The sequence below is a fragment of the Carboxylicivirga caseinilyticus genome, assembly GCF_050589785.1.
In the GTDB taxonomy this organism is placed as follows: domain Bacteria; phylum Bacteroidota; class Bacteroidia; order Bacteroidales; family Marinilabiliaceae; genus Carboxylicivirga; species Carboxylicivirga caseinilyticus.
On sequence record NZ_JBNGOX010000011.1, the window covers coordinates 22,902 to 47,447 of the forward strand.

19 protein-coding genes are annotated in these 24,546 nt (G+C 36.5%); 13 read left to right on the forward strand and 6 right to left on the reverse strand.

All coding sequences use genetic code 11. From position 1 onward, the window contains the following. Positions 1–2 precede the first annotated feature (2 nt). From ACRD62_RS07800 to ACRD62_RS07810, 3 genes are all read right to left on the reverse strand, one after another. Complete coding sequence (locus tag ACRD62_RS07800; RefSeq protein ID WP_430819566.1) at positions 3–2,006, reverse strand: DUF4954 family protein; 2,004 nt, start codon at positions 2,004–2,006, stop codon at positions 3–5. A gap of 204 nt (positions 2,007–2,210) precedes the next feature. Then, a complete protein-coding gene (locus ACRD62_RS07805; RefSeq protein WP_430819567.1) occupies positions 2,211–4,034 on the reverse strand; it encodes a DUF4270 family protein in 1,824 nt (607 codons plus the stop codon). Positions 4,035–4,047: 13 nt separating this feature from the next. Beyond that, entirely contained in the window at positions 4,048–4,854 is an 807-nt protein-coding gene (locus tag ACRD62_RS07810; RefSeq protein WP_430819568.1) for a glycogen/starch synthase, read from the reverse strand. 223 nt (positions 4,855–5,077) lie between these two features. On the opposite strand from ACRD62_RS07810, the gene panC reads away from it, so the two are divergent. From panC to radA, 4 genes are all read left to right on the forward strand, one after another. Next, positions 5,078–5,938 carry a pantoate--beta-alanine ligase gene (gene panC, locus ACRD62_RS07815; RefSeq protein WP_430819569.1) on the forward strand — a complete coding sequence of 287 codons (861 nt, stop codon included), beginning with the start codon at positions 5,078–5,080 and terminating at the stop codon, positions 5,936–5,938. Then, positions 5,928–6,278 (forward strand): aspartate 1-decarboxylase, encoded by a 351-nt coding sequence (gene panD, locus ACRD62_RS07820; RefSeq protein WP_430819570.1) that lies wholly within the window; start codon positions 5,928–5,930, stop codon positions 6,276–6,278. The genes panC and panD overlap by 11 nt, the downstream gene beginning before the upstream one ends. A gap of 113 nt (positions 6,279–6,391) precedes the next feature. Next, entirely contained in the window at positions 6,392–6,886 is a 495-nt protein-coding gene (rfaE2, locus tag ACRD62_RS07825; RefSeq protein ID WP_430819571.1) for a D-glycero-beta-D-manno-heptose 1-phosphate adenylyltransferase, read from the forward strand. After that, on the forward strand, positions 6,886–8,253 hold the full coding sequence (gene radA, locus ACRD62_RS07830; protein WP_430819572.1) for a DNA repair protein RadA: 1,368 nt from the start codon (positions 6,886–6,888) through the stop codon (positions 8,251–8,253). Before rfaE2 ends, radA begins: the two co-directional genes overlap by 1 nt. A gap of 9 nt (positions 8,254–8,262) precedes the next feature. Here the strand turns inward: radA and ACRD62_RS07835 are convergent, their stop codons facing one another. Next, positions 8,263–10,629 carry a transglycosylase domain-containing protein gene (locus ACRD62_RS07835; protein WP_430819573.1) on the reverse strand — a complete coding sequence of 789 codons (2,367 nt, stop codon included), beginning with the start codon at positions 10,627–10,629 and terminating at the stop codon, positions 8,263–8,265. Between the two features lie 158 nt (positions 10,630–10,787). Between ACRD62_RS07835 and topA the strand changes: the two genes are divergently transcribed. From topA to porN, 7 genes are all read left to right on the forward strand, one after another. Then, positions 10,788–13,211 (forward strand): type I DNA topoisomerase, encoded by a 2,424-nt coding sequence (topA, locus tag ACRD62_RS07840; RefSeq protein ID WP_430819574.1) that lies wholly within the window; start codon positions 10,788–10,790, stop codon positions 13,209–13,211. 18 nt (positions 13,212–13,229) lie between these two features. Further along, positions 13,230–14,387: an arginase family protein gene (locus ACRD62_RS07845; RefSeq protein WP_430819575.1), complete on the forward strand. Its 1,158-nt coding sequence runs from the start codon at positions 13,230–13,232 to the stop codon at positions 14,385–14,387. A 112-nt stretch (positions 14,388–14,499) separates the two neighbouring features. Next, a complete protein-coding gene (locus ACRD62_RS07850) occupies positions 14,500–15,537 on the forward strand; it encodes a PorP/SprF family type IX secretion system membrane protein (RefSeq protein ID WP_430819576.1) in 1,038 nt (345 codons plus the stop codon). 34 nt (positions 15,538–15,571) lie between these two features. Further along, positions 15,572–16,900 carry a T9SS ring complex lipoprotein PorK/GldK gene (gene porK / locus ACRD62_RS07855; RefSeq protein WP_430819577.1) on the forward strand — a complete coding sequence of 443 codons (1,329 nt, stop codon included), beginning with the start codon at positions 15,572–15,574 and terminating at the stop codon, positions 16,898–16,900. A 44-nt stretch (positions 16,901–16,944) separates the two neighbouring features. Continuing rightward, positions 16,945–17,823, forward strand: coding sequence for a type IX secretion system motor protein PorL/GldL (porL, locus tag ACRD62_RS07860; protein ID WP_430819578.1), 879 nt, complete (start codon positions 16,945–16,947; stop codon positions 17,821–17,823). A 34-nt stretch (positions 17,824–17,857) separates the two neighbouring features. Continuing rightward, positions 17,858–19,429 (forward strand): type IX secretion system motor protein PorM/GldM, encoded by a 1,572-nt coding sequence (gene porM / locus ACRD62_RS07865; RefSeq protein WP_430819579.1) that lies wholly within the window; start codon positions 17,858–17,860, stop codon positions 19,427–19,429. 25 nt (positions 19,430–19,454) lie between these two features. Then, positions 19,455–20,306 carry a type IX secretion system ring subunit PorN/GldN gene (porN, locus tag ACRD62_RS07870; protein ID WP_430819580.1) on the forward strand — a complete coding sequence of 284 codons (852 nt, stop codon included), beginning with the start codon at positions 19,455–19,457 and terminating at the stop codon, positions 20,304–20,306. Positions 20,307–20,353: 47 nt separating this feature from the next. On the opposite strand, the gene ACRD62_RS07875 is transcribed toward porN, so the two are convergent. Then, a complete protein-coding gene (locus ACRD62_RS07875) occupies positions 20,354–21,433 on the reverse strand; it encodes a mannose-1-phosphate guanylyltransferase (protein ID WP_430819581.1) in 1,080 nt (359 codons plus the stop codon). Between the two features lie 162 nt (positions 21,434–21,595). Here ACRD62_RS07875 and ACRD62_RS07880 point away from each other — a divergent pair, with 162 nt between their 5' ends. Then, positions 21,596–22,336, forward strand: a complete 741-nt coding sequence (locus ACRD62_RS07880; protein ID WP_430819582.1) for an MlaE family ABC transporter permease — start codon at positions 21,596–21,598, stop codon at positions 22,334–22,336. After that, entirely contained in the window at positions 22,333–23,088 is a 756-nt protein-coding gene (locus ACRD62_RS07885; protein ID WP_430819584.1) for an ABC transporter ATP-binding protein, read from the forward strand. Before ACRD62_RS07880 ends, ACRD62_RS07885 begins: the two co-directional genes overlap by 4 nt. Before the next feature lie 31 nt (positions 23,089–23,119). Here ACRD62_RS07885 and ACRD62_RS07890 read toward each other — a convergent pair whose 3' ends face one another. Continuing rightward, positions 23,120–24,511 carry a S41 family peptidase gene (locus ACRD62_RS07890; RefSeq protein WP_430819585.1) on the reverse strand — a complete coding sequence of 464 codons (1,392 nt, stop codon included), beginning with the start codon at positions 24,509–24,511 and terminating at the stop codon, positions 23,120–23,122. Positions 24,512–24,546: the final 35 nt, after the last annotated feature.

The following is a 24,546-nucleotide window of genomic DNA, read 5'->3' on the forward strand; positions in this document are numbered from 1 at the left end:
TTTTAAGGTTTATCTCTTTCCTTACAAAGGATAAGCCTTTCTTTTAGCTCCTCAGCCAGCCTGCTTTTTTCCCGAATATGATTACGAATATCCTGAACTGACGGATGACTTTCGAATTCGCCCCTCACTTGCTCAAAATCAAGTGTTCGGGTTTCTTCGCTGCCATCAATACCAAATCCCGTTTGGGTGTTTAAAGTAAACTCCTTACGGGCATCGGCGTAGAGCATATTATCTAAATCGATTACACTTTTTTTCCATTGATCAATAAACGCTAAAAGCTGATCTATCTCTACTTTTTGCAGATCCAGATCAAACTCACGCTTAAATACGTTAACGCACCAATTCCAGGCATAATCAAAATAGTTCATATGCAACGACTCGTACCTGCGATTTAGTTCATCTAAATCAGGTATTTTATCGTTTTCAAGATCATCTAGTAGGGTCATTACCCTTTCATTCGGTACCAGCAGTCCGGCCATGTCAATCCATTCGCCTGTTCCATATGGCGATTTTGGAGCAAGGCTCGTCCTTAAATCTTCCGAATTAGCAAAGGTAATGTCTTCTAGCTTTTTTATCAGTGCATTGCCTAAAAATTTGATGATGCCAATCGTATATAATTGGATTCCTCTTTCCAGTGAGGTATTTGTAATTTTCACACTATTAAACATGTAATAGTCTGATGTAGGGCCACTTGAGCTTTTTAATTTTTTCAAAATGTCCCTTCCTTTTAGCATTTTTTGGATGGTAAAAGGGCTAAGTAAATTAAAGTTAATAAAGTCTAAAAGTTTTGAATCTGTTCTTTTATCCCTCTTTGGCCATTTTCTTGCATCTCTAATTGTTCCTACACTTCTTAAATTCACTCCTGGAGCCAGTAAACTTTCGTCTTGGTTTTCAATAATATATGAAAAAGGAAGATTGGAAGTGTCTGGATTTCGATAATGACGTCCCATAACAAGGGAAAATGCACCAATACGTGCCGGCCAAAGTATGTATGAATCACTGGTTGTTTTTGAACCTCTTTCCAATACACCCTGATGTATTGGTCCCAGCTTATACATGTGGTTACTTTGATTTGATCCGCTACCGGCATTCATAAAAGAAAAATAACCAGCTATAAGCAAGGTAGATTTATGGTGGGTAACGGTATATGGTCCGGCAAAAATTGAACAAGCTTCACCATGATATCCCTGACAATTAGCGAAAAAAACTGAGTTTTCGGCAGAGTATTGTTTGCTTAATTCACATCCCTGACCAATAAAGCAGTTGCTAACCAGCGCGCCATCACTGATTTTAGATCCGGACGCGGATACGAAATTTTCAGCAATAATGCCCGGACCAAAATAGCTGGGAGCCTCTTTTGAACTATTGATACTTCCGTTTTCTAATCGGTATATCCCTTCAATAACGGCAAATTCCCCAATGTTGGTGTCGATGATAGTACGGCAGTTGATTAACTGTGCACCTTTTTCAATTGTACCCCGATTGCTGCAGATTTTATTACAATACTGATTAATCAGACTTTGAAGTTTATCAATCAGTTTTGGTCTGTGGCGATATAAAGCCATTATATAACCTGTATGGGCAGATAATTCATTGTAAATTGAAATCTCTCTACCTCCGGCTTCATTTAATGCTGAAACCTTAACACCATTTCCAAAACAGGTTTCTTTCTCGGTTATTACAGAATCAACATTTTCAATTATCACTCCAGATTTGATATGATAATTGGCAATGTGGTTTTTTACCTGGTTGATGTAGGTATCTGATTCAATAATGCAATTATGTATGGTTGCATTTGAAATACCGGCTTTTTTCTGAACACCACCAGAGAATGTAAATATCTTATTGAAGGTACCTAGTTGAATGTCGCCTGAAAAAGTTACATTACGTACACTCTGAACAGAAAAGTCTTTTTCAACTTTGACCTGACTCCAATTAGTACAATAACAATTTCTGGTTTCTAATTCGTTGATTTCTTGTATACTTAACGAACGGTAATCCTTCATGTAACTTTTATTCCGTTTTCAATCGAAAGCGAATGTATAAAAGTTAGGCGCGATTAAGTAATTGTACAATAAAAAGAAAGATGAGTAAAAGGATATCGCAGGTTTGAAAGTTTAAATGAAAGGTTGGAAAAGGTGCAAATAAAAAGGTAACAAAAAAGGATGCCATAAGCATCCTTCTTGAAAATATATAATCAGTTTGGTAAATTATCTTGGGATGAAATGATAATATTTGATGTTCATTTTTAATGGTCTTTCAGGGTGTGAAGCGCTGAATAGCTTTACTCTTCTAAAATTGTAGGTGGTTGAATTAGGACCAATATAGAATTCAGTCTTAAACAACTTATGAAATTCATCTAAATACTCCTGATCTGATAAATCCCAACCGTTGTCATATCTTCTGTTATCTAATTCACGCATTAAATAATTAAAGTAATTGGCATTCATTATAAAACGATAGTAATACTCATAACTAATAGAGCCGTCTTCATTGTCAATTCTTTTAATAACTCTCTCTCCGTTTCCGGTGCGTGTTCCGGTTGATGTAGTGTTTCCAAAAATGAATCCAGAGTATGATTTACCATCTGAATCAAAATCGTAAGTTGGAGTTACAAATTCACCATCTTCATCTTTCCACTTAATTTCAAGGCTCTCAGGTAACTGATATCTTTGTATGCCACCCAGATCATATGAGACATTACTAGATGTATCTACTTCAAGAAAGAATTCAATGCTGGCTGTTGTAAGATAAGGATCGCCTTCCAACTTGTGACTAGCATCCAATGTTAAAGAATCAGCCCATTCACTTATTTCTTCAGGTATCGTGAATTTTGAATATAATCCGGCCATACCTTGAACATATAAATTCGATGAATTCTCATCATCTAAATTTATTCTCGGATCAGGTTCGTGTTCATACCTGTTAAATCGAACGTTTTCAGCATTTATTGGGAATGTATACGTGAAACTTTGAAGAACTGAGTCTGTTGGGACTTCGTTTTCAACATACTCTCTAAGACGCGAGAAATAGATAGTAAGATTAGAAGCTAAGGTTGAGCCGGAACCTAATAATTTAATACGCGTTAAATTACCTTCCTTGGTTTCATCCAAATCGTCACATGTAACGTATATTCCAGGAAATGCTGAAGTAAAAGCACTTGTATTCGTAAGTGTTGCACTATCTAAATTAAAAATGCGTTCTGCAATTTCATCACTCAATTTAATATTCCAATACTTTGTTTGTGTTAAATAGTCTGTAAAGTCAGAATCTAGCCAGCTACTATCTTTGTCTGACTGAACTTTCAACATATCCCATAAGTATTGGGGATTGTTAAGCAAACTATCTGCATCTTGCCATAATGTTCTGGAGTTACTCCATCTGTCGTCTAAAGAATATTTTAGAGAATCCGGAATATCATCATTGGGATGAACTTCCTTTTGTCCAATTGGAATAGGAAGATAATCTACTACTTCATTATTAAATCTGTCAGCATAATTGGATCCTAATGAACCACTTAATTCATAGATGTTTATGTTTTGTTTCTGAAGCATATCACCGTACCAATCGTTAAATTGGTATTGCAGATTGAGAACCAGACTGTCTACCTTCCAGATTTCATTAGGTATAGTATCAATAGTATTATTGAACTTATACATGTAAACAGATGAGTAAGTGGTGTCAAAAGGAACGTTTGCAGTAGGAGGCATAATTACATCCTTTGCGGCAAAAACTGTTCTTGTTCCTATGGAGAAGTCGGTAACAAAATCTGCTTTAGTTTTACCAAATACAGTATCGTTAAAAATACCTAAAAGGCCGTAATCCGCATCATCTGTTTTAACAGATTCGCGCATAATGTTTTTACTACTTAACTGAACGTATTCATTTAGGCCCTTAATAACCTCGCCATCAGGTAAAACACCTCCGGATAAACGTGCTGGTTTATCTTGGCAGGCCGTTAAAGAAAGAAGGCCAATAAATATTAATTGGCCTATGTTCTTCGAAAAGATATTTTTCAGAAATCTTTTATTCATATAAAATGCGTTGTTAATCTAACAAAGAGTCGTAAAATCCATTGTATGCTTCTACGTAGGTGTCTTCATCGTGAAAACCTAAAAAAGGTTTTCCAGTTTGTTTTATGAAGTCAACTAACTCAGGATTAATGCTTTCACTGCCCTGAATTACGCCGTCTGACATAGCAATGGCTAATTTTGAGAGGTGAATGTAATCACTTTTTTCGAGTACTTCCAAATCTGAGTCCTCAACACCATCAATTTTTAGCTTCTCTTTGAAATTATCGGACCAGTTACTTGTAAATTCATCGTCGTAAATTGTATAGACAACTTTGGAATTTGCGAAGTGAGGATCTTCGTTCATTGCTTTTTTTATGTATAATGGTGCAAGTGCAGTGAACCAGCCATTACAATGAACCACATCCGGTGCCCATCTTAATTTTTTTGTTGTTTCCAATGCTCCGCGAGCAAAGAAAATTGTTCTTTCATCATTATCTTCATATTCTTCACCATTATCATCCGTTAATGTTGATTTTCTTTGAAAATAATCTTCGTTATCGATAAAATAAACCTGCATACGAGCAGCCTGTATAGATGCTACTTTAATAATTAAAGGATGATCAGTATCGTCGATAATAAGGTTCATGCCTGATAGGCGAATGACTTCATGTAATTGATTACGACGCTCGTTAATGCACCCGAAACGGGGCATGAAAGTTCTGATTTCTTTTCCTAATTCCTGAATGCCTTGTGGTAAGTATCTACCTATCTTCGACATTTCGCTTTCGGGCAGATACGGTGTTATTTCCTGTGAGATGAATAAGACTTTAGCTTTTTCCATTTCTTAAATTGGTAGAAGTATAATTTGCAAATGCAAAAGTACTAAAAATATGCTAGTCGACAAATTAAAGCTGATTTGGAATCATCGTTTCATTAGTTTAAAACAAAGGCTTTAGATATTATTAACAACTATTTTTAGTTTTAGATTTGTTATTTAGTGGTTCTTATTTTGTTACTTTGCGCTCGAAATTTAAACCTTCGTTTTGAGGAAGTAGAACATAACAATGAAGATAGTTAAAACTGTTGCTGATCTACGTAAAGGTATTGAAGCAGCGAAGCAGGAAGGAAAGAGAGTTGGTTTTGTACCAACGATGGGGGCCTTACATAATGGTCATCTCTCTTTGGTAAAACAGGCTGTTGAAGCAACCGACTTTGTGGTTGTAAGTGTCTTTGTTAATCCCAATCAATTTAATAATGCAACTGATTTAGATCGTTATCCTAGAGATTTAAATCGTGATGCTCAGATGTTACAAACCGTGAATTGTGAACTTCTTTTTGCGCCAGATGTTAAAGAAGTATACCCTGAAGAGGATACGAGACAATTTGAGTTTGGGAATTTAGATAAAGTAATGGAAGGGCAGTTTCGCCCGGGTCATTTCAATGGGGTGGCCCAGGTAGTAAGCCGCCTGTTTGATATGGTTAATCCTGACAAAGCATTTTTTGGCATGAAGGATTTTCAGCAATTGGCCATTATTCGAGCAATGGTAAAACAACTGAATCTGAATGTGCAAATAGTTCCCTGCGAAATAGTTAGAGAAGAGGACGGGTTGGCCATGAGTTCGCGAAATACTTTGCTGAACAGTGGGCAACGAAAAAATGCACCTATAATAGCTCGTACTTTATTTGAATCTTGTAAATTTGCATCGGATTTAAATTTTAATGAACTAAAATCAAAGGTGATAAGCTCTATAAATGAGGATGAAGAATTAGAGGTTGAATACTTTGAAATAGTTGACGGAAATACCCTGCAGTCGATTGACAACTGGAACGAGAGTGATTACATTGTAGGATGTATAGCAGTTTTTGCAGGTGAAGTACGATTAATTGATAACGTGACATACAAAAATACTGATCATGAACATTGAGTTAGTAAAATCTAAGTTACACAACGTTTCAGTTACCGAAGCTAATTTGAACTATGTTGGTAGTATTACTATTGATGAAGATCTGATGGATGCTGCTAATATTATCGAAAATGAAAAGGTTCAGGTCGTTAATAATAATAACGGTGAGCGAATTGAAACGTATGTAATTAAAGGTGAACGTGGCTCTGGAGTAATTTGCCTTAACGGTGCAGCTGCCCGAAAAGTGGCAGTAGGCGATGTGGTAATCATTATTACTTATTGCAGTATGCCTGTTGAAGAGGCTAAAGAGTTTAAACCAACGTTCGTATTTCCTGATACTGCAACGAATATGCTGGTATAGAATATACATCTAAAAAATATTTGTAATACCTCGGTCAGTGCCGGGGTATTACTATTTTTATACCTTTGGTTAGATCAAAACTTTTGAATCGATCAACTTAAATTTTGATTATAATGAACGAACTTCAGAGAATTGAAGCTAAAATAATGAGCCGGGATCAAGCAAAGGTTTTGGTGGAACAATGGATGCTATCGGGTGAGAAAATAGCTTTTACTAATGGTTGTTTTGATATTGTGCATCGCGGTCATGTTGAATATCTTTCCAAAGCAAAAGATTTGGGTACCAAACTGGTATTGGGGTTAAATACAGATGCATCTGTGCGTCGATTAAAAGGGGATAACCGACCAATTGTAGATGAACAGTCAAGAGCAATTTTATTGGCGGCTCTACAATTCATCGATATGGTGGTATTTTTCGATGAGGATACGCCATACGAATTAATAAAAGCTCTTCAGCCTGATATATTAGTAAAAGGTAGCGATTATAAAGCAGAGGATATTGTTGGATATGATGTTGTGACAGCAAAGGGAGGTAAGGTGGAAACAATTGATTTTGTAGAAGGGTTCTCAACAACAACCATTGTTGAAAAAATTAAAACAGCTATGTAATGGCCAAAACGAAATCGGTATTTGTCTGTCAGAATTGTGGCGCTGAATCAGCTAAATGGGTTGGTAAATGTTACTCTTGTAATGAGTGGAATACATTTGTTGAGGAAACCAAAATAACGGGTGTCTCAAAAAATACACGGGCGGGATCAGTTCTGTCGGAACGAACAAAACCAATCCCGGTTTCAGAAGTTTCAGTAGTGCAACTTCCACGGTTACATACAGGCAATGAGGAATTAAACCGAGTGTTGGGTGGTGGTTTGGTTCCCGGAGCAATGGTTTTAATCGGAGGGGAGCCAGGCATTGGAAAGTCAACGTTGGTTTTACAGACAGCCTTGAACCTACCAAATATAAAGGTGCTGTATGTTTCAGGTGAAGAAAGTCCTCAGCAAATTAAGTTGCGAGCCGATCGTATTTCATCATCTTCTGCAGAAAATTGCCATGTGGTTAGTGAAGTTTTGGTGGAACATATTCTTAATCATGTCGAAAATACCAAACCGGACGTATTGGTGATTGACAGTGTTCAGACTCTGGAAACTGAGCGCATTGAATCAGCTCCTGGCAGCGTTTCTCAAATCAGAGAATGTACGGCAATGATTTTGCGTGCTTGCAAAGAAAAAAATCTGCCGGTTTTTTTAATAGGACATATTAATAAAGAAGGTAGTCTTGCTGGCCCAAAAGTTTTGGAGCATATGGTTGATGTTGTTCTGCAGTTTGAAGGAGATCGTCATCATATGTATCGCATTTTACGATCTATAAAAAACAGGTTCGGATCGACTAACGAAATAGGTATCTTTGAGATGTTGGGCAGTGGATTAAGAGAGGTAAGCAATCCATCAGAATTATTACTGGCAGCCCAGCATAAGCAAATGAGCGGGGTAGCCATCTCTGCGGCATTGGAGGGAGTTCGACCATTCTTAATTGAAGTTCAGGCTTTGGCAAGTACGGCAGCCTATGGTAATCCGCAGCGGTCTGTAACGGGATTCGATCTTCGAAGATTAAATATGCTTCTGGCGGTTCTGGAAAAAAGAGCCGGTTTTAAATTGGCGGCTAAAGATGTATTCTTAAATATAGCCGGAGGATTAAAAGTGAATGATCCGGCAATTGATCTGGCTGTCATTACAGCTGTATTATCATCTAATATGGATATGGTTATATCACCGGATATTTGTATGACTGGTGAAGTTGGATTGTCTGGCGAAATCAGACCTGTTACCCGTTTGGAGCAACGAATTGGAGAAGCAGCTAAATTAGGGTTTAAATCAATTATAATTCCGGCTTATACCAAAGGTGTTGATTTCTCTAAATTTGATATTAATATAATCAAGGCAAATAAAATTGAAGAAGCCTTCAAAAATTTATTTGCCTGATAAGATTTCCTAAAAGAATTCATTTGAAATACCAACTGATTCGTCAGAATCCTCAGATCCATCAACATTTCTGTCAGCAGATATGTGTTCGTCGATACAGTTAAGATCCAGGTTGAAGTTAAGAGGTTTTTCAAAAAGATCTTCAGTGGTAATACCAAGCTCATTATTCTTATATATCTCTTGCATATAAAGTGCAAAGATTGGCAGTGCCATGTTGGCTCCCTGACCTAATGTAATGTTGTCGAAATGAATATCTCGATCTTCTCCACCAACCCATACTCCGGTAACCAGGTTAGGTGTAACTCCCATAAACCATCCATCAGAGTGATTTTGAGAGGTACCTGTTTTACCTCCAATCTGGTTGTATAATTGGTATTTAGATCTTAATCGAACAGCTGTTCCTTGGTTTACAACGCCTTGCAGTAAATTAAGCATCAGATACGCTGTCTCTTCACTGATGGATTCTCTTTTTGTCGGATGAAAATCACTAATTACATTACCGTATCGGTCTTCGATGCGTGTAACAATGATCGGTTCGGTATGTACTCCTTTGTTGGCAAAGGTTGAATAGGACCCTGCCATCTCCATTAATCCAAAATCGGGTGTACCCAAACAAAGGGCAGGAACAGGATCCATTGGACTGTTTATGCCTAATTCATGAATGGTTGATGCGACAGCTTCAGGGTTGTATTGTTTCATAACCCAAGCTGTAATGTTGTTATTTGAATTGGCCAGCCCCCATTTTAAGGATACCATTTCACCTGCTCGTTTATTGCCACTGTTACGAGGAGTCCAGGTTTTTCCAGTAGGTAAATAAAACGTTTGGGCAATGTTGGGAACTAAGTCACAAGGAGTATGTCCTTCCTGCATGGCAAGGGTATAAACAAAAGGTTTGATGGTTGATCCCACCTGACGTTTACCAACTCCAGCCATATCGTACATAAAGTGTTTGTAGTTCGGACCACCAACATATGCTTTTACATGACCTGTATGAGGATCAATTGATAACATTCCGGCTCTTAAAAAGTGCTTATAATAAAGAATGGAATCTATTGGGGTCATCAAAGTATCTTTTTCTCCTTCCCAGGAAAAAACAGTCATTGGATATTTAGTTTTGAAAACCAGATCTATGCTGTCCTGACTTTTGCCTTGAGCCCTTAAATCGCGATATCTTTCTGTGTTTCTTATAGCACGATTGATAATGCTCTCGTATTGGTCCTTGCTTATTTTATTTGTAAATGGTGCTCTTGATCTGCCCTTCTTTTCTCTGAAGAACTTTGGTTGAAGATCCTCACTTAAATGTGTTTTAACAGCATTTTCAGCAAAAGTCTGCATTCTAGAGTCAATGGTCGTATAAATTTTCAAACCATCTCGATAAATATCATATTTGGTTCCATCAGGTCTAAGATTTTTATTAATCCATCCATACAATGGATCATTGCGCCAGGCAATACTGTCTTCAATAAATTTTTGTTGCTGCCACGAGGCATAATTCTTTCTAAGTGGTTCAGAGGCTGAAAGTGTCATTCTCAGATATTCTCTGAAATATGGAGCAGGTCCTTCTTTATGATCAGCTCGTTTGAAGTGCAGCTCCAATGGCAAAGAAGAGAGCGAATCGTATTGTTCCTGACTGATGAATTTTGCTTTGCGCATTTGATTTAATACAACATTTCTTCTTCCTTGAACCAATTCGGGTCTGCGAACCGGATTGTAATACGATGGATTCTGAAGCATTCCGATAATAACAGCTGCTTCTTCAACTTTAATTGAATCAGTTGTTGCATTAAAAAATGTTTTTGCTGCCGATTTTATACCGTAGGCATCATAAATAAATTCTGCTTTATTAAGGTACATTGTCAGAATCTCTTTTTTGGTATAGCTACGTTCCAGTTTAACAGCAATCACCCATTCCTTGAATTTTTGCATTACACGCTGGAAAATATTAGGAGAAGGATCATGAAATAGTAGTTTGGCAAGCTGTTGTGTAATGGTACTACCTCCACCAGAACTCTGATCTCGCATTAATACGGTTCGGAAAGCAACACGAGCCAAACCTCTTGGATCTATACCTGAGTGGTCGCGAAAACGCACATCTTCCGTAGCAACAAGAGCATTAACAATGTTAGGAGATAGTTCTTCGTAATCAACAAAGCTTCTGTTTTCTTTATAATATGTACCCAAAAGCTCATGATCGCTTGATAGAACTTCAGTTGCTAAATTTGTCTTTGGATTTTCCAACTCTTCAAAAGATGGCATAAAACCCATCAGTCCGCTTGATATTAAAAAGAAGAATATGAAAGCGAATGCAATGCCAGCAAAGAAAATTCCCCAAAACCAACGAAGTGATTTTTTATATGTTGAAGTGTCTGAATTCATACGGTTGTTTGAATATTTGTGACAAAAATAGTAAATTTTAATGGACAAGAGGGGTGATTTCGTTTGCGTAAAGCATTTTCATTTTTTAACATTGCAGCAGGATTTTCTATTTTTGCGGCCATTCGAACAAACGAGAGGTTATTGATAAGAACAAGGAGATGGGTAAAAAAACGACGGTTAAAGAAGGTAATTTAGTAATTGTGGAGTCACCAGCAAAAGCAAAAACTATCGAAAAATTTTTAGGTAGTGAATTTGTGGTGAAGTCCAGTTATGGTCATATTCGCGATTTAGCAAAAAGTGATTTTGGAGTTGATCTGAAAAATAATTATCAACCCGATTATATAATATCGAATGATAAAAAAGATGTTGTAAAAGAGTTAAAAGATCTGGCTTCAAAATCAAAGACAGTATGGCTAGCTTCCGATGAAGACCGTGAGGGAGAAGCTATTGCCTGGCACTTGTTCGAAGTATTAGGGCTTAAAGAAGAAAATACAAAACGAATTGTTTTTCATGAAATAACCAAAGAAGCTATTCAGCATGCTGTTAAAAACCCAAGGAGTATTGATTATAACCTTGTTAATGCACAGCAGGCACGAAGAGTGTTGGATCGCTTAGTAGGATTTGAATTGTCGCCAGTTTTGTGGCGTAAAGTTAAACCATCTTTATCTGCGGGTAGAGTACAGTCGGTTGCTGTGCGTTTGTTGGTTGATAGAGAAAGAGAAATTTTTAGTTTTAATCCCGTTTCATCTTACCGTGTTACAGCTTTGTTCGAAGTAAAAGATAATAAAGGTAAGGTTACTCAGTTAAAGGCAGAACTCAATAAACGATTTGATACTTTAGAAGAAACAAAAGAGTTTTTACAGAAATGTGCAGATGCTCAGTTTAAAGTTTCAAAAGTTGAAAAGAAGCCACTTAAGAAGTCACCTGCTGCACCTTTTACTACCTCTACTTTGCAACAGGAGGCGGCTAGAAAATTAGGTTATTCTGTTTCGCAAACCATGTCAATTGCTCAAAAGTTATACGAATCGGGTAAGATTACTTACATGAGAACCGATTCGGTTAATCTATCGGAGCTTGCATTAAACATGGCTTCAAGTATGATTGGTGAAACCATGGGTGCCAAATATATTCAGATTAGAAATTATAAAACCAAAGCCAAAGGAGCTCAAGAGGCTCACGAAGCAATTCGACCAACATATCTTGACAAGGAAACTGTAAGTGGTTCAAATCAGGAAAAAAAGTTATATGAGTTAATCTGGAAAAGAACTATTGCTTCACAAATGGCAGATGCTCAATTGGAAAAAACAATTATATCAATTGATGCGGGCTCTACAGGTGAAAAGTTTCTGGCAACAGGTGAGGTCATCAAGTTTGATGGATTTCTAAAAGTATATATTGAATCAACTGATACAGAAGGTGACCAGGAGGATGATAAAGATGTTTTATTACCTCCTATGAATGAGGGAGATGTGTTGGGTATGTTCAATATAGAAGCACGTCAGAGATGGAGTCAGAAACCTCCTCGATACACTGAAGCCAGCCTCGTTCGCAAGTTGGAAGAATTAGGTATCGGACGACCATCAACATATGCTCCAACTATATCAACTATTCAGAATAGAGGATATGTTGAAAAAGAAGATAGAGAAGGGAAAGAGAGAGTATATAAGTATTTGAAAGTGGTTCCGGGTAGTGAAGTAGAGGTAAGTGATAAATCTGAAATTACAGGAGCAGAGCGTTCTAAATTATTCCCGACTGATATAGGTATGGTTGTGAATGATTTTCTGGTAAAGTATTTTGAGGATATTGTATCGTTCGATTTTACAGCTCAGGTTGAAAAAGAGTTTGATGAAATAGCTCTTGGTAATTTAAGTTGGAATAAATCCATTGATGAATTTTATAAACCTTTTCATCAAAAGGTAGAGGAAACAATTGAGACATCAGAGAAAAGTACCGGAGAAAGAATTTTGGGTGTTGATCCTGTTACCGGAAAACAAGTGTCCGTTCGTATTGGCCGTTTCGGTCCAATGGCTCAGGTAGGCGAGTCAACAGACGATGAAGAAGAAAAACCAAAATTTGCATCTTTACGCAAAGGGCAGCATATTGAAACAATAACGCTTGAAGAAGCACTGGAACTATTTAAACTGCCCAGAACTATTGGAGAATTCGAAAATAAAGTTGTTGTTATTGGGATTGGCCGTTTTGGTCCATATATCAGGCATGATGGTAAATTTGTATCCTTAAAAAAAGGTGAAGATGATCCAATGGATATAGATCTGGAAACAGCTATTTTACGTATTCAAACAAAGCGAGAAGAAGACGCGAAGAAAATGATTAAAGAATACGAAGAAGATGCAGAATTACAGGTTTTAAATGGACGTTGGGGGCCGTATATTAAATATCAAAAGAAGAATTACAAAATACCAAAAGATAAAGTAGCCGAGGAATTGTCATTCGAAGATTGTAAAAAATTGATAGAGGAGCAGGATAAGGGAGGAAGTAAAAGTGGCTCAGCAAAAAAATCAACAAAGAAGACCACGGCTAAAAAAACAACTGCAACAAAGAAAAAGTCAACTAAAAAGTAAACTTAACCTCTCAAATAAGTGATAGAAGACTGGAAGCATTATTTTGAACCTGGTTCATATAAAACTCATTTATCGTTTGAAGGTGAGAAAAATGATTTTTTATTTTCTCAGATAACATGTCTTCATGATTTAGTTTATGAGAAGATTGAAGAATTCGATATAGCGCTAATTGGGGTAGCTGATGGTCGTTATTCAGTTAATAAAGGAGTTGCTGGGTTTCCTGATGATTGCAGGTCATTCCTTATGGGTTTGAGGACTTTATCAAAGCCAATTAAGATTCTTGACATGGGTAATCTTCTTGGGCTAACAATCAATGATCGCTATAGTGCTTTACAGGATGTGTTGGCAATTTTGATTGAGAAAAAGGTTTTTCCTATTGTAATTGGAGGTAGTCAGGATTACACAATTCCACTTGCAGGGGCAATAAAACATATTGATAATACGTTTCGTTTATCAGTCGTTGATGCTAAAATTGATTGGGTGTTTCCCGAGAAAGATTTTTCATCAGATGGTTTTTTGGGACTGATGTGTTCCGATAAAGAACGACAACCTTTTGATTTATCAATTGTTGGAGTTCAAAAATATTTATTCAGTGCTTACCAGGAAGAGCAAATGAAGAAAGCTTCGTTTGATTTTCTGCGTTTGGGAGAAATCAGGAATAAAGGCATAAAAGTGGCTGAGCCATGGTTGCGCGATGCTGATGGTGTAAGTTTTGATCTTAGATGTATAAAACAGTCAGATCAGCCTGCTCATACTATGCCTATGCCAAATGGTTTTAGTGGAGAAGAGTTTTGTCAGTTGTGCTGGTATGCAGGAATAAGTGACAATCTAAAGGTTGTTGGTTTTTTTGAGCTTGATGTGGAGAATGATCAGCAGCAGCAGGGTACAGCTCTAGGAGCTCAGTCAGTTTGGCATTTTTTAGAAGGTTACTGCAATCGTTATAAAGATTATCCTGTTAAAGAACTTGATCTCTATTCGCAGTATATTGTTCATCTGAGTGATTATGAAATGGATATAAAGTTTTACAATAATCCAGTAAACGACAGATGGTGGGTTGAGGTGCCTTTAGATGAGAATAATAGGGTTGTGGCTTGTAGTCGGGCAGATTTTGATGAAGCATCAAAAAATGAAATTCCTGAACGATGGTTCAGGTTTGTTAATAAAAAACGAATGTAATCATAAGTGAAATTGGGGTGTTTTTGAATTTACAAATCAAAAATGAAACCTTTCATTAAAATTAAGAGTATATATCCCCAGCATTTTGTCTGCTGGTTTTAATAAATTTGAGTTGCTCTATATCAAAGAGAAAATAAATCAAACCGATATAAATCGGATTATTAAGTATCAGCTTTTTCAATGCATAACTAGGAGAATAGTATTTTTTCTGTTATTTTGCGTTGCGACAAATGCTATTGGACAGCAATTTCCACAATTTAGTCAGAATATGTTTAATCAGCTGGCTACTAATCCCGGATTTGCTGGTAATAGCGAAATGATAAATGTTGCTATGGGTAACCGGCAACAATGGATGGGAGGATTTGATGGGATGGCTCCAAAAACAACGGTATTCGGAGCAGATGCAAAACTAAACATTTTGGGAGGAGATAGCGGATTGGGTCTGTTGATCTTAAATGATGAGATTGGCGAATGGACAAATTTGTACATGTCGGCAGTTTACTCGAAAAGATGGAAAACAGATTACGGTAAGTTGGGAGTGGGTTTATCATTCGGAATGGTTAACCAATCAATCAAAGGAAGCAATCTTAGTACTTTACCTCAGGGAGATGCAAGTGATGATTTTGGTAATGGTGATTATCATACCGAAGAATCATTAACCGACGACCAGGGGACGGCTTTGGACATAGGTTTTGGAACATATCTGGAAAACCGACTTTATTACATCGGAATTTCAGTTGCTCATTTAAATAAACCTGCCCCTAAGTTTAAAGATACTTATGAGTCATATTTATTACCAATAGTTTTTATCACTGGAGGTTATAAATATCAGCTTAAAAACAGACCGATTGTACTTGTTCCGTCATTATTTATAAAAACGAATATGTCCAGTTATCAGGTTGATTTAAATGTTAACGGCATATTAAAAGATAAATATTGGGGAGGTTTAACGTATCGTTTTCAAGATGCTATCGTATTACTAGGTGGAGTTGAACTCAATAATGGTCTACGAATTGGCTATAGTTACGATATAAATGTAACCCAAATGAGTTCCGCACGTAATGGTTCACACGAGATTATGTTAGGATATAGTTTTGATATGAGCCTGGAAAAAAGAAAGAAACAATATAAGAGTGTTAGATATTTATAGAATATAAGTAAAGTAATTCAGATATAAGGCTATTATGAAGAAAGTACTTGCCCTAAGTGTCATTGTCATCACCATCCTTAGTGGATGCGGACAATCCGGAAATGGAGAATTGGTCGGAGTATCCCGAGGTGGCTCATTTTATGAACCAGATCCATTTGGTATGTTGTTTATTCCTCAAGGGAGTTTTACAATGGGACCAAATGATATGGACGTTGCGAATACAATGAGTTCACAATCCAAAGTAGTTTCAATCCGTTCATTTTGGATGGATGAAACCGAAATAACCAATACTGAGTATCGTCAGTTTGTTTATTGGGTCAGAGATTCAATTGCCCGTAGATTATTGGGAGAACAATTTGAAGAATTTTTGATTGCTGAGGATTATTTGGGTAATGAAATTGATCCGCCATTTTTAAATTGGGATGAAGATGTTGAATGGGATAATGAAGAGTATGCTGAAATTCTGGATGAAATGTATTTGCCTGAAAATGAACGATTTTATCGTAGAAAGGAAATTGATAGTCGTAAATTAATTTACGAGTATGAATGGGTAGATCTTTTGCAGGCAGCTAATAAGAGTAACCGCTATAACTTCGAGACAAAATCATATGAGGGTGTAGTGTATGATCAATTTGGAAAAGAGCGCGAAATTAAAGATCGTTCAGCCTTCATTATGAAAGATGCAGTTAATGTTTATCCTGATACTCTTTGTTGGATTGCAGACTTTACCTATTCTTTTAATGAGCCATGGACTGAAAAATATTTCTGGCATCCTGGATTTGATGAATATCCTGTTGTTGGAGTAAACTGGAAGCAAGCGACAGCTTTTTGTATCTGGAGAACACAATTGCTGAATAATTACTTAATGCATAAAGGAGAACCTCCTGTAATGAACTACAGACTTCCAACTGAAGCCGAGTGGGAGTATGCTGCAAGAGGTGGTCTGGAACATGCAATTTATCCTTGGGGCGGAATGTATACCAGAAATGACAAAGGATGTTTCCTTGCTAACTTCAAACCTCTTCGTGGACGTTATGGTGATGATGGTGGAATGCAGGCGATTTCTGTAGGTTCATATTCTCCTAATGACTATGGTTTGTTCGATATGTCTGGAAATGTTGCTGAATGGACTTCAAGTGCATTTGATGAATCTTCATATACCTTTACACACGATTTTAACCCAACCTATAAGTATAACGCTTTACCAGATGATCCACATGTAATGAAACGTAAAGTAATACGCGGTGGTTCATGGAAGGATATCGGTTTCTTCTTACAGAATGGGACACGTACTTATGAATATCAGGACTCAACAAAGTCTTACATTGGATTCAGATGTGTTCGTGATTATATTGGTGAGTAATCTCACATTATTTCTTTGGACGGAAAATTGAAAAAAAGGTCATTATGAGTTTTACGGAATTTCTTGAAAGCCCTGGTTATAAAAAAATCATGGCTAAGGTATACGGAATTGGTGCTGCTGTTGTACTTGCCGGTGCTTTATTTAAAATCATGCATTACCCTGGAGCTGAGCTTATGCTGTTATTAGGAATGGGAACAGAAATTATTATTTTCACCTTATCAGCGTTTGAGCCACCACATGAAATGCCTGATTGGAGTCTTGTATATCCTGAGTTGGTTGGATTAGAACCAAATGACACAAAAGCAGGACATTCTGTAAGTGGCGGAGGAAGTGATCTGGCTGCTTTAGTACAGAGTGGCCATCTTGAACCGGCTGTTGTGGAGAAACTTTCAGAAGGTATCAAAAAACTTTCAATGACATCTTCTCAGCTTTCAGACCTTAGTTCTGCTAGTTTGGCAACTGAGTCATACCTTCAAAATATGAAACAGGCTGGAGAGGCTGTTGGTCACTTAGCAAGTGTACAAACAAAAACAGCCACTACATTAGAAGATTCTGTAGGACAGCTTTCTGAGTCATATAAAAGTAGCGCTAAAGCAATTTCTGCATCCGGAATGAATATTCAACAACATTTCGATCAGTTAAACAGCAACAATAAAGAATACAGTGAGAAACTGGGTGATGTAACTAAAAACTTGTCTGCAATTAATTCTGCCTATGAGTTACAGTTACAGGGTCTTAATTCACAGGCTGAAGCATCGCAGGCTCTTACTAAGGGAATGACTTCTATCAAAGCTCAGTTTGAGCAATCAGCAGCTGATGCTCAGGTTTATAAAGAGCAGGTTGCTCAATTGAGTAAAACGGTATCTGAACTAAATACTATTTATGGCAACATGTTAAGTGCCATGAATGTAGGGAATAAGTAAGGAACAGTATTAACGCTAATAAAATAGTTAGATTATGAGTGGCGGAAACTGTCCCGAAACCCCCAGACAAAAGATGATTGGAATGATGTACTTATTCCTTACGGCAATGCTTGCATTGAACGTATCGGGTGAGTTACTACAGGCATTCCAGTTGGTAGATAATAGTATTCAGCAATCAACAAAAGCAGTTGATAATAAGAATAATCAGTTGTATGCTGCATTTGAGGCTGCAGAGTTTGCAAATCCGGCCAAGGTTAAAGATAACCATGAAAAGGCTCAACAAATCAGAGCTGCAGCTGATACTTTAAATAATAGCATTCAAGAATTAAAACTGTTAATGATGCGGACTGCTGATCCTAGTCCTGAAGCAACGCTTGAAAATTACAAAGGGATCGAAAATCAGGATATTGCAGCACAGATAATGATTACCGAAAAAGGTGGTCAACGCAGTGAAGAATTAAAGGAGAAAATTGTTGCTTATAAGGATTTATTGGTATCTCTTGTAGCTACTGAAGACACTGCCTTAATTCAAACAATTACCAATTCATTATCAACCGAAGATGTTGAAGAGAAGAAAAAAGGTGAAGTAACAAAGAAACCCTGGGAAAGTCAGCTATTTGAACATTTGCCATTATCAGCATCTTTTGCATTGTTAAGTAGTATACAAAGTAATGTTCGTTCTACCCAGGCGGATGTGGTTGCTTACTTACTTAGTAAGGTGGACGAAGGTTCATACAAATTTAACAAGGTAGAACAAATTGTTATTCCGCGATCTGATGTAGTGATCAAAGGAGGGGAGTATTATGCTGAGATGTTAATTGCAGCTACCGATACATTGCAGCCTCCAACATATAGAATTGAAGGCCATAGTGCTGAAATTTTGGAAAATGGAAGAGGTGTTTTAAGAATTCCTGCTAATTCTATTGGAAAGAAAACATGGAGAGGTAATATTATCTTCAAGGATCCCAATGGTGTTGATAAGAGTTATCCAATATCACATGAATATGAAGTTGTTCAGCCTAATGTTGTGATTTCTCCAACAAAGATGAACGTATTTTATGAAGCGTTAGATAATCCTGTTGAGATCTCTGTTCCTGGTATAGCCAGTAGTCAAATAAGGATTTCAATGACGAATGCCAGTTATAATAAAAGAGGTAATGAATACATTGTTAAACCTCAGGCTGGTAAAGCAGGAGGGAAATCGATCATAACTGTTTCTGCAGATATAAATGGTCAGACCAGGAGGCTAGGGAGTCAGGAATTTCGTATAAAGCGTGTGCCTAATCCAATAGCAATGGTTGCAGGACTTGGTGATGGAGATAAAATAAGGAAAAACCTTTTGATAGCTGCCGGATATGTTACAGCAGAGATGGGTGAAGATTTTGATTTTGACTTAAAATTTAAAGTTACTCAGTTTTCTATAGGTACTTATCGTAAGGGATTCTATACAAACGAAGTTTCAAATAGTAACAAGTTTACAGAAGCGCAGGAAAATCTTTTAAAAGGTCTTGCTCCTGGAAATAAAGTATATATTGAAGACATTAGGGCTGTAGGACCTGATGGAAGAACACGTAAATTAGGTTCGATTACATTTACGGTTGATTAATTTTAAAAATGAAAATTTATAGCATATGAAACGAATCATCTTAATCCTCGTTATTCTTGTTAGCTTTGGCAGCATTGATTTTATAAGTGCTCAACAAGTAAACAAAGAGTTGTATACCAAAGATCATGTGCCGAATCGGAAACCAATTCCGTATGCACATATCAGAGAAGCTGATGTACTTTGGGCAAAAAAGATATGGAGAGTAATTGATTTAAGAGAAAAAATCAACTTACCAATGTTTTATCCAACAACAAAAATGGATGATCGAATGAGTCTTATTGATCTTTTGGTATATGGAATTACATATGAAGGTCTTACGGCTTACTCAACTAAATCTGATGATGAGTTTCAGGTGCCTTTAACTTTGGATCAGGTATTGCGTGAGATGGGAGCTGTATCGGATACGATGGAAATCCAGAATCCTGAAACAGGCCTTTATGAAACTAAAGTGATAGAGGGTGAAGTTCGATCAACAGAGTTTAAGCAAATCATGTTAAAAGAGATTTGGTTCTTTGACCGTAATTACTCAAGAATGGATGTTCGTATAGTTGGTATCTGTCCTATTCGTGAATATGTAAAGGATAGTGATGATGGCGAAGGTCAGGTTGTTCAGTCTCAGGCTTTTTGGGTTTATTTCCCTGAAGCACGTGGTTTACTTGCTCGTCATGAGGTGTTTAACCCAAATAACGATGCACAAAGAAGAACATTTGATGATATTTTTATAAAGCGTTATTTCGGAAGTTATATTTACAGAGAATCAAACGTATATAATAACCGACGTATTGAAGACTATACCGCAGGTATGGAGGCAATGATGGAATCAGAACGAATTAAAAGTGCAATGTTCGACTTAGAACATGATATGTGGGAATTCTAAAAAGGATTAAGATACAATATATAAAAAGGGGCTTTAAGCCCCTTTTGTTATTTATCACCAAACTCTGTTTTTAAGTCGGTAGTGAATTGCCTTATTTGTTTTTCATTGGATCGTGGACAGATTAATATGGCCTTATCAGATTGCACAACGATGTACCCATCTAGACCTTGTATAACCCCTTTCTTTCCTTCCGGAAGATGAACAATGGTGTTTTGTGTATTGTACAAAAGAACATCTCCTTTAATAACAGCATTGTTATTGTCATTGGTTCTCATATGTTCATGCAAAGAAGACCAGGTTCCAAGATCTGACCATCCAAAATTAACTTTCTTAACAAATACATTGTTTGCCTTTTCCATAACTCCATAGTCAATGGAAATATTTTTACATTCAAGATAAGCTTCATGTAATGCTTTTTCTTCTTCCTTTGAACCTATATGTTTAGAAAACTCAATAAATGGTGTTGCTACTTCTGAAAGGTTTGTATTATAGGCTTTTTCTATTGTTTTTAACGACCACATAAAAATCCCTGAATTCCAGTAAAATTCTCCACTTTCGAACAATACAGTAGCCATCTCAATATCAGGCTTTTCAGTAAAGGTTTTCACCTTATTAAAAGTTTTCTCTTCAGCTGCTGTTTCACCTATCTGAATATAGCCATAACCTGTTTCAGGATGAGTGGGTTTAATTCCTAAGGTAAGAAGAGCATCTTTCGATTCAACAAATTCAAGTCCCTTATTAATACTTGATTCAAATGAATTTTGATTAAGAATAAGATGGTCAGCCGGAGTTACCACAATATTGGCATCAGCATTTTTGCTTTTGATGATAGTGTTGGCAAATGCAATGCAAGGTGCTGTATTTCTTCTAAGAGGTTCTTCCAAAACCTGTTCTGAACTTAATTTGGGTAATTGTTGCATCACAAGGTGTTTATAAGACGAGCTGGTGACAACAATAAAGTTTTCAAGAGGGCAAATGGATTCAAACCTTTCAAATGTTTGTTGCAGCAGAGATTTACCTGTGCCAAAGATATCAAGAAATTGTTTTGGGGTTTGTGAAGTGCTTAAGGGCCAGAATCGACTTCCGACACCACCTGCCATGATTACACAATACGTATTTTGCTTCATTTTTCTTAGTATGAATGGCTTGAATGAAATACCATATTAACTTGGATAAAGAGTATTTTTTAAGCCAGCGTATCTAATTTCGTAAAATATTTAAATTCTTATTAATGTTGAGTAATATTGTTACTTTTATCTGTAAAATTAGGACTATTTTTTTAAACGAACATGAGAATTTTTTACCATATAGGACGTTATACGTTGTTTGTGAAAAAGGTTTTTGGCAAACCATCCAAGCATTCTATCTTATTTAAACAGATTATTAAGGAGATTGATAAATTGGGGATTGATTCTCTCGGAATTATCTTTATTATTTCAATTTTTATGGGTGCTGTTATTACCCTTCAGACAGCCTACAATATTGATTCACCTATTATTCCTAGATATACAATTGGTTTGGCAGCAAGAGATTCAATGCTGCTTGAATTCTCATCAACTATTGTTGCTCTGATACTTGCTGGTAAGGTTGGATCAAATATTGCTTCTGAGATTGGAACTATGAGAGTAACTGAACAAATTGATGCTTTGGAAATAATGGGAATTAATCCTGCCGGATATCTTGTTTTGCCTAAGGTAATTGCTTTTGTTTTGATTATTCCATTTTTGGTAGTGATTAGTATGGGAGTGGGTATTACAGGTGGATTTCTTGCTGGTTCTTTAAGTGGTGAAGTTCCTGCTTCGGATTTTATTTATGGAATACAATATGCATTTGTCCCATTTTATGTTGTTTATTCACTAATTAAGGCAATAGTTTTTGCTTTTATTATTGCAACAGTTTCTGCCTATTGGGGATACTATGCCGAAGGCGGAGCTTTAGAGGTGGGAAAAGCCAGTACAACAGCTGTGGTGACCAGTAGTATTCAAATCTTATTGTTTAACTTGTTGTTAACTCAATTACTTTTGGTATGATTGAAGCAATTAATGTAATGAAAGCTTTTGATGATAAAGTTGTTTTGAAAGATATATCAGCTGTTTTTGAGAAAGGACAAACGAATCTGATAATTGGTCAGAGCGGGTCAGGAAAAACAGTACTTCTGAAATCATTGGTAGGCCTACATAATGTAACGAGTGGTGATATTTTATATGATGGGCGTAGTTTGTTAGGCCTGAATACAAAACAAAAAAAATTATTACGTCAGGAAATTGGTATGTTATTTCAGGGGTCGGCTTTATTTGATTCAATGACTGTTGAAGAAAACGTTCGGTTTCCTTTGGATATGTTTACGAATATGTCAGATGAAGAGAAGCGGGATCGGACCAATTTTTGTTTAGATCGGGTGAAACTTGAAAATGCCAATTCAAAACTACCTTCAGAAATTAGTGGAGGTATGCAGAAGCGTGTGGCTATAGCAAGAGCCATTGCTCTGAATCCAAAGTATCTATTTTGTGATGAACCTAATTCAGGATTAGATCCACGTACATCAATTGTGATTGATGAACTAATTCATGAAATAACCGTGGAATATGATATCACCACTATTGTAAATACTCATGATATGAATTCAGTAATGGGCATTGGCGATAAGATCATTTTTATTTTTGAAGGAGAGAAGTATTGGGAAGGAAATAAAGATGACATCTTTCATGTGCAAAATAAGCAGTTAGAAGACTTTATTTTTGCATCTAAGATGTTTAGAAAGATAAAGGAGGCAAATAAATAAAGAGGCTGAATTCAGCCTCTTTTTGCAATATTTATCTTTGAGTTATTCTCATATCATATTCTAAAGGATGACTGATTTTATATTCTTTGTTAATGGGGGTAAAGGATCTCTCTGTCGATTTTAATGTAGCTCCTGTTGGTTTAACTCCCGTTAAATACTCCAATGCCAAAGCAAGAAAATCTTCTCTTGGATCACCCAAAGGATAGAAGTCTGAAGCATCAAGAAAGTCATATCTGTCAATATCAGGTATTAGCCCTTCTCTATAATCAATTGAATTATTTTTGTTTTCGGCACGCATTACAATTGGTTGCATAGCCCATTCGTCAGAAACATCTTCATCATTTATTGTTATAGAACCATAATATTTACCATGAGTTTGTTCTCCAATTTGGTATACGGTCATATGAGGACTTAATCCATACATTACCATTTCACTGGCAGAAGCAGTTTTGTAGGTTGTGAGTACAACAAGTCGATTAAGATCAAGATTGTTTGCATTACTTTCAAGGCGATAAGTAAATAAATCTTCTTCATCCGGATATCTGGTTTGGTAATAATTATCTAAATTTTCGTTGTAAGCCGTATTAATAAAAACATCACCAATTGCACTGCTTGGGGCTATCATACTACTTAGAAGGATAGCTGTAGAAACAGCACCTCCTCCATTATAACGTAAGTCTAATACTAAATCGCTTACTCCCTGATTTTTGAAATCAGCGAAAACAGATTCCAATTGATCATTATAATCATCAATGAAGGATTTATACATCAGGTATCCAATTTTTTTACCCTCGTATTCAATAACTTTACTGATATGAATGGGATTTGTTTGTAAAGTTGTGGCAGATAACTCAACAGATGGACTTATAGGAGTGATACTGTAATCTAAATTTAAAACTCCAAATGTCATAGTATAGTTATCCTGATTTAATAAAGTGGAATAATTAGATAACGTCAGCTGTTGACCATCAATCATGTAGAACATCATACCTCTTTCGAGTTCAGCCTCAGAGGCTGGGGAATCCGGCTCCACGTATTCGATAAAGCCAATTACATTAACATCATCGAGCCTGTATAATCTGATTGAATGTCCCATCGATAATCTAACACCTGCAAAATAGTCAAGTAAAGCTTGATAATCATCAGTTAGAAAAGACCACTGATCTATATTTCTTGCTAGCTCATTGTCATAGCTTGCTTTCAATATTTTATCAAACAGATCGTAAGTGTCTTTTTCAGTTCGATAATCAAAGTTGTCCATGGTTGCATTCCAATAATAGACAAATTCCATGTTGTCAATTACGAACTTGTTTATCTTTTGGGTTTCTTTATCGGCGTAATCACCTCCGCCATCATCCTTACAGGATGTTAATATGAAAGGAATCAAGATAGCTAAATAAAACAACCAGAATATATTTTTCATACACTTAAAATTGAAATGAGTCTGAAAAATAGTTA

Excerpts from the sequence above, each read along its gene's own strand:
- ACRD62_RS07800 (WP_430819566.1), bottom strand. The coding sequence starts at position 2,006 with ATGAAGGATTACCGTTCGTTAAGTATACAAGAAATCAACGAATTAGAA.
- ACRD62_RS07805 (WP_430819567.1), bottom strand. The coding sequence starts at position 4,034 with ATGAATAAAAGATTTCTGAAAAATATCTTTTCGAAGAACATAGGCCAA.
- ACRD62_RS07810 (WP_430819568.1), bottom strand. The coding sequence starts at position 4,854 with ATGGAAAAAGCTAAAGTCTTATTCATCTCACAGGAAATAACACCGTAT.
- panC (WP_430819569.1), top strand. The coding sequence starts at position 5,078 with ATGAAGATAGTTAAAACTGTTGCTGATCTACGTAAAGGTATTGAAGCA.
- panD (WP_430819570.1), top strand. The coding sequence starts at position 5,928 with ATGAACATTGAGTTAGTAAAATCTAAGTTACACAACGTTTCAGTTACC.
- rfaE2 (WP_430819571.1), top strand. The coding sequence starts at position 6,392 with ATGAACGAACTTCAGAGAATTGAAGCTAAAATAATGAGCCGGGATCAA.
- radA (WP_430819572.1), top strand. The coding sequence starts at position 6,886 with ATGGCCAAAACGAAATCGGTATTTGTCTGTCAGAATTGTGGCGCTGAA.
- ACRD62_RS07835 (WP_430819573.1), bottom strand. The coding sequence starts at position 10,629 with ATGAATTCAGACACTTCAACATATAAAAAATCACTTCGTTGGTTTTGG.
- topA (WP_430819574.1), top strand. The coding sequence starts at position 10,788 with ATGGGTAAAAAAACGACGGTTAAAGAAGGTAATTTAGTAATTGTGGAG.
- porK (WP_430819577.1), top strand. The coding sequence starts at position 15,572 with ATGAAGAAAGTACTTGCCCTAAGTGTCATTGTCATCACCATCCTTAGT.
- porL (WP_430819578.1), top strand. The coding sequence starts at position 16,945 with ATGAGTTTTACGGAATTTCTTGAAAGCCCTGGTTATAAAAAAATCATG.
- porM (WP_430819579.1), top strand. The coding sequence starts at position 17,858 with ATGAGTGGCGGAAACTGTCCCGAAACCCCCAGACAAAAGATGATTGGA.
- porN (WP_430819580.1), top strand. The coding sequence starts at position 19,455 with ATGAAACGAATCATCTTAATCCTCGTTATTCTTGTTAGCTTTGGCAGC.
- ACRD62_RS07875 (WP_430819581.1), bottom strand. The coding sequence starts at position 21,433 with ATGAAGCAAAATACGTATTGTGTAATCATGGCAGGTGGTGTCGGAAGT.
- ACRD62_RS07880 (WP_430819582.1), top strand. The coding sequence starts at position 21,596 with ATGAGAATTTTTTACCATATAGGACGTTATACGTTGTTTGTGAAAAAG.
- ACRD62_RS07885 (WP_430819584.1), top strand. The coding sequence starts at position 22,333 with ATGATTGAAGCAATTAATGTAATGAAAGCTTTTGATGATAAAGTTGTT.
- ACRD62_RS07890 (WP_430819585.1), bottom strand. The coding sequence starts at position 24,511 with ATGAAAAATATATTCTGGTTGTTTTATTTAGCTATCTTGATTCCTTTC.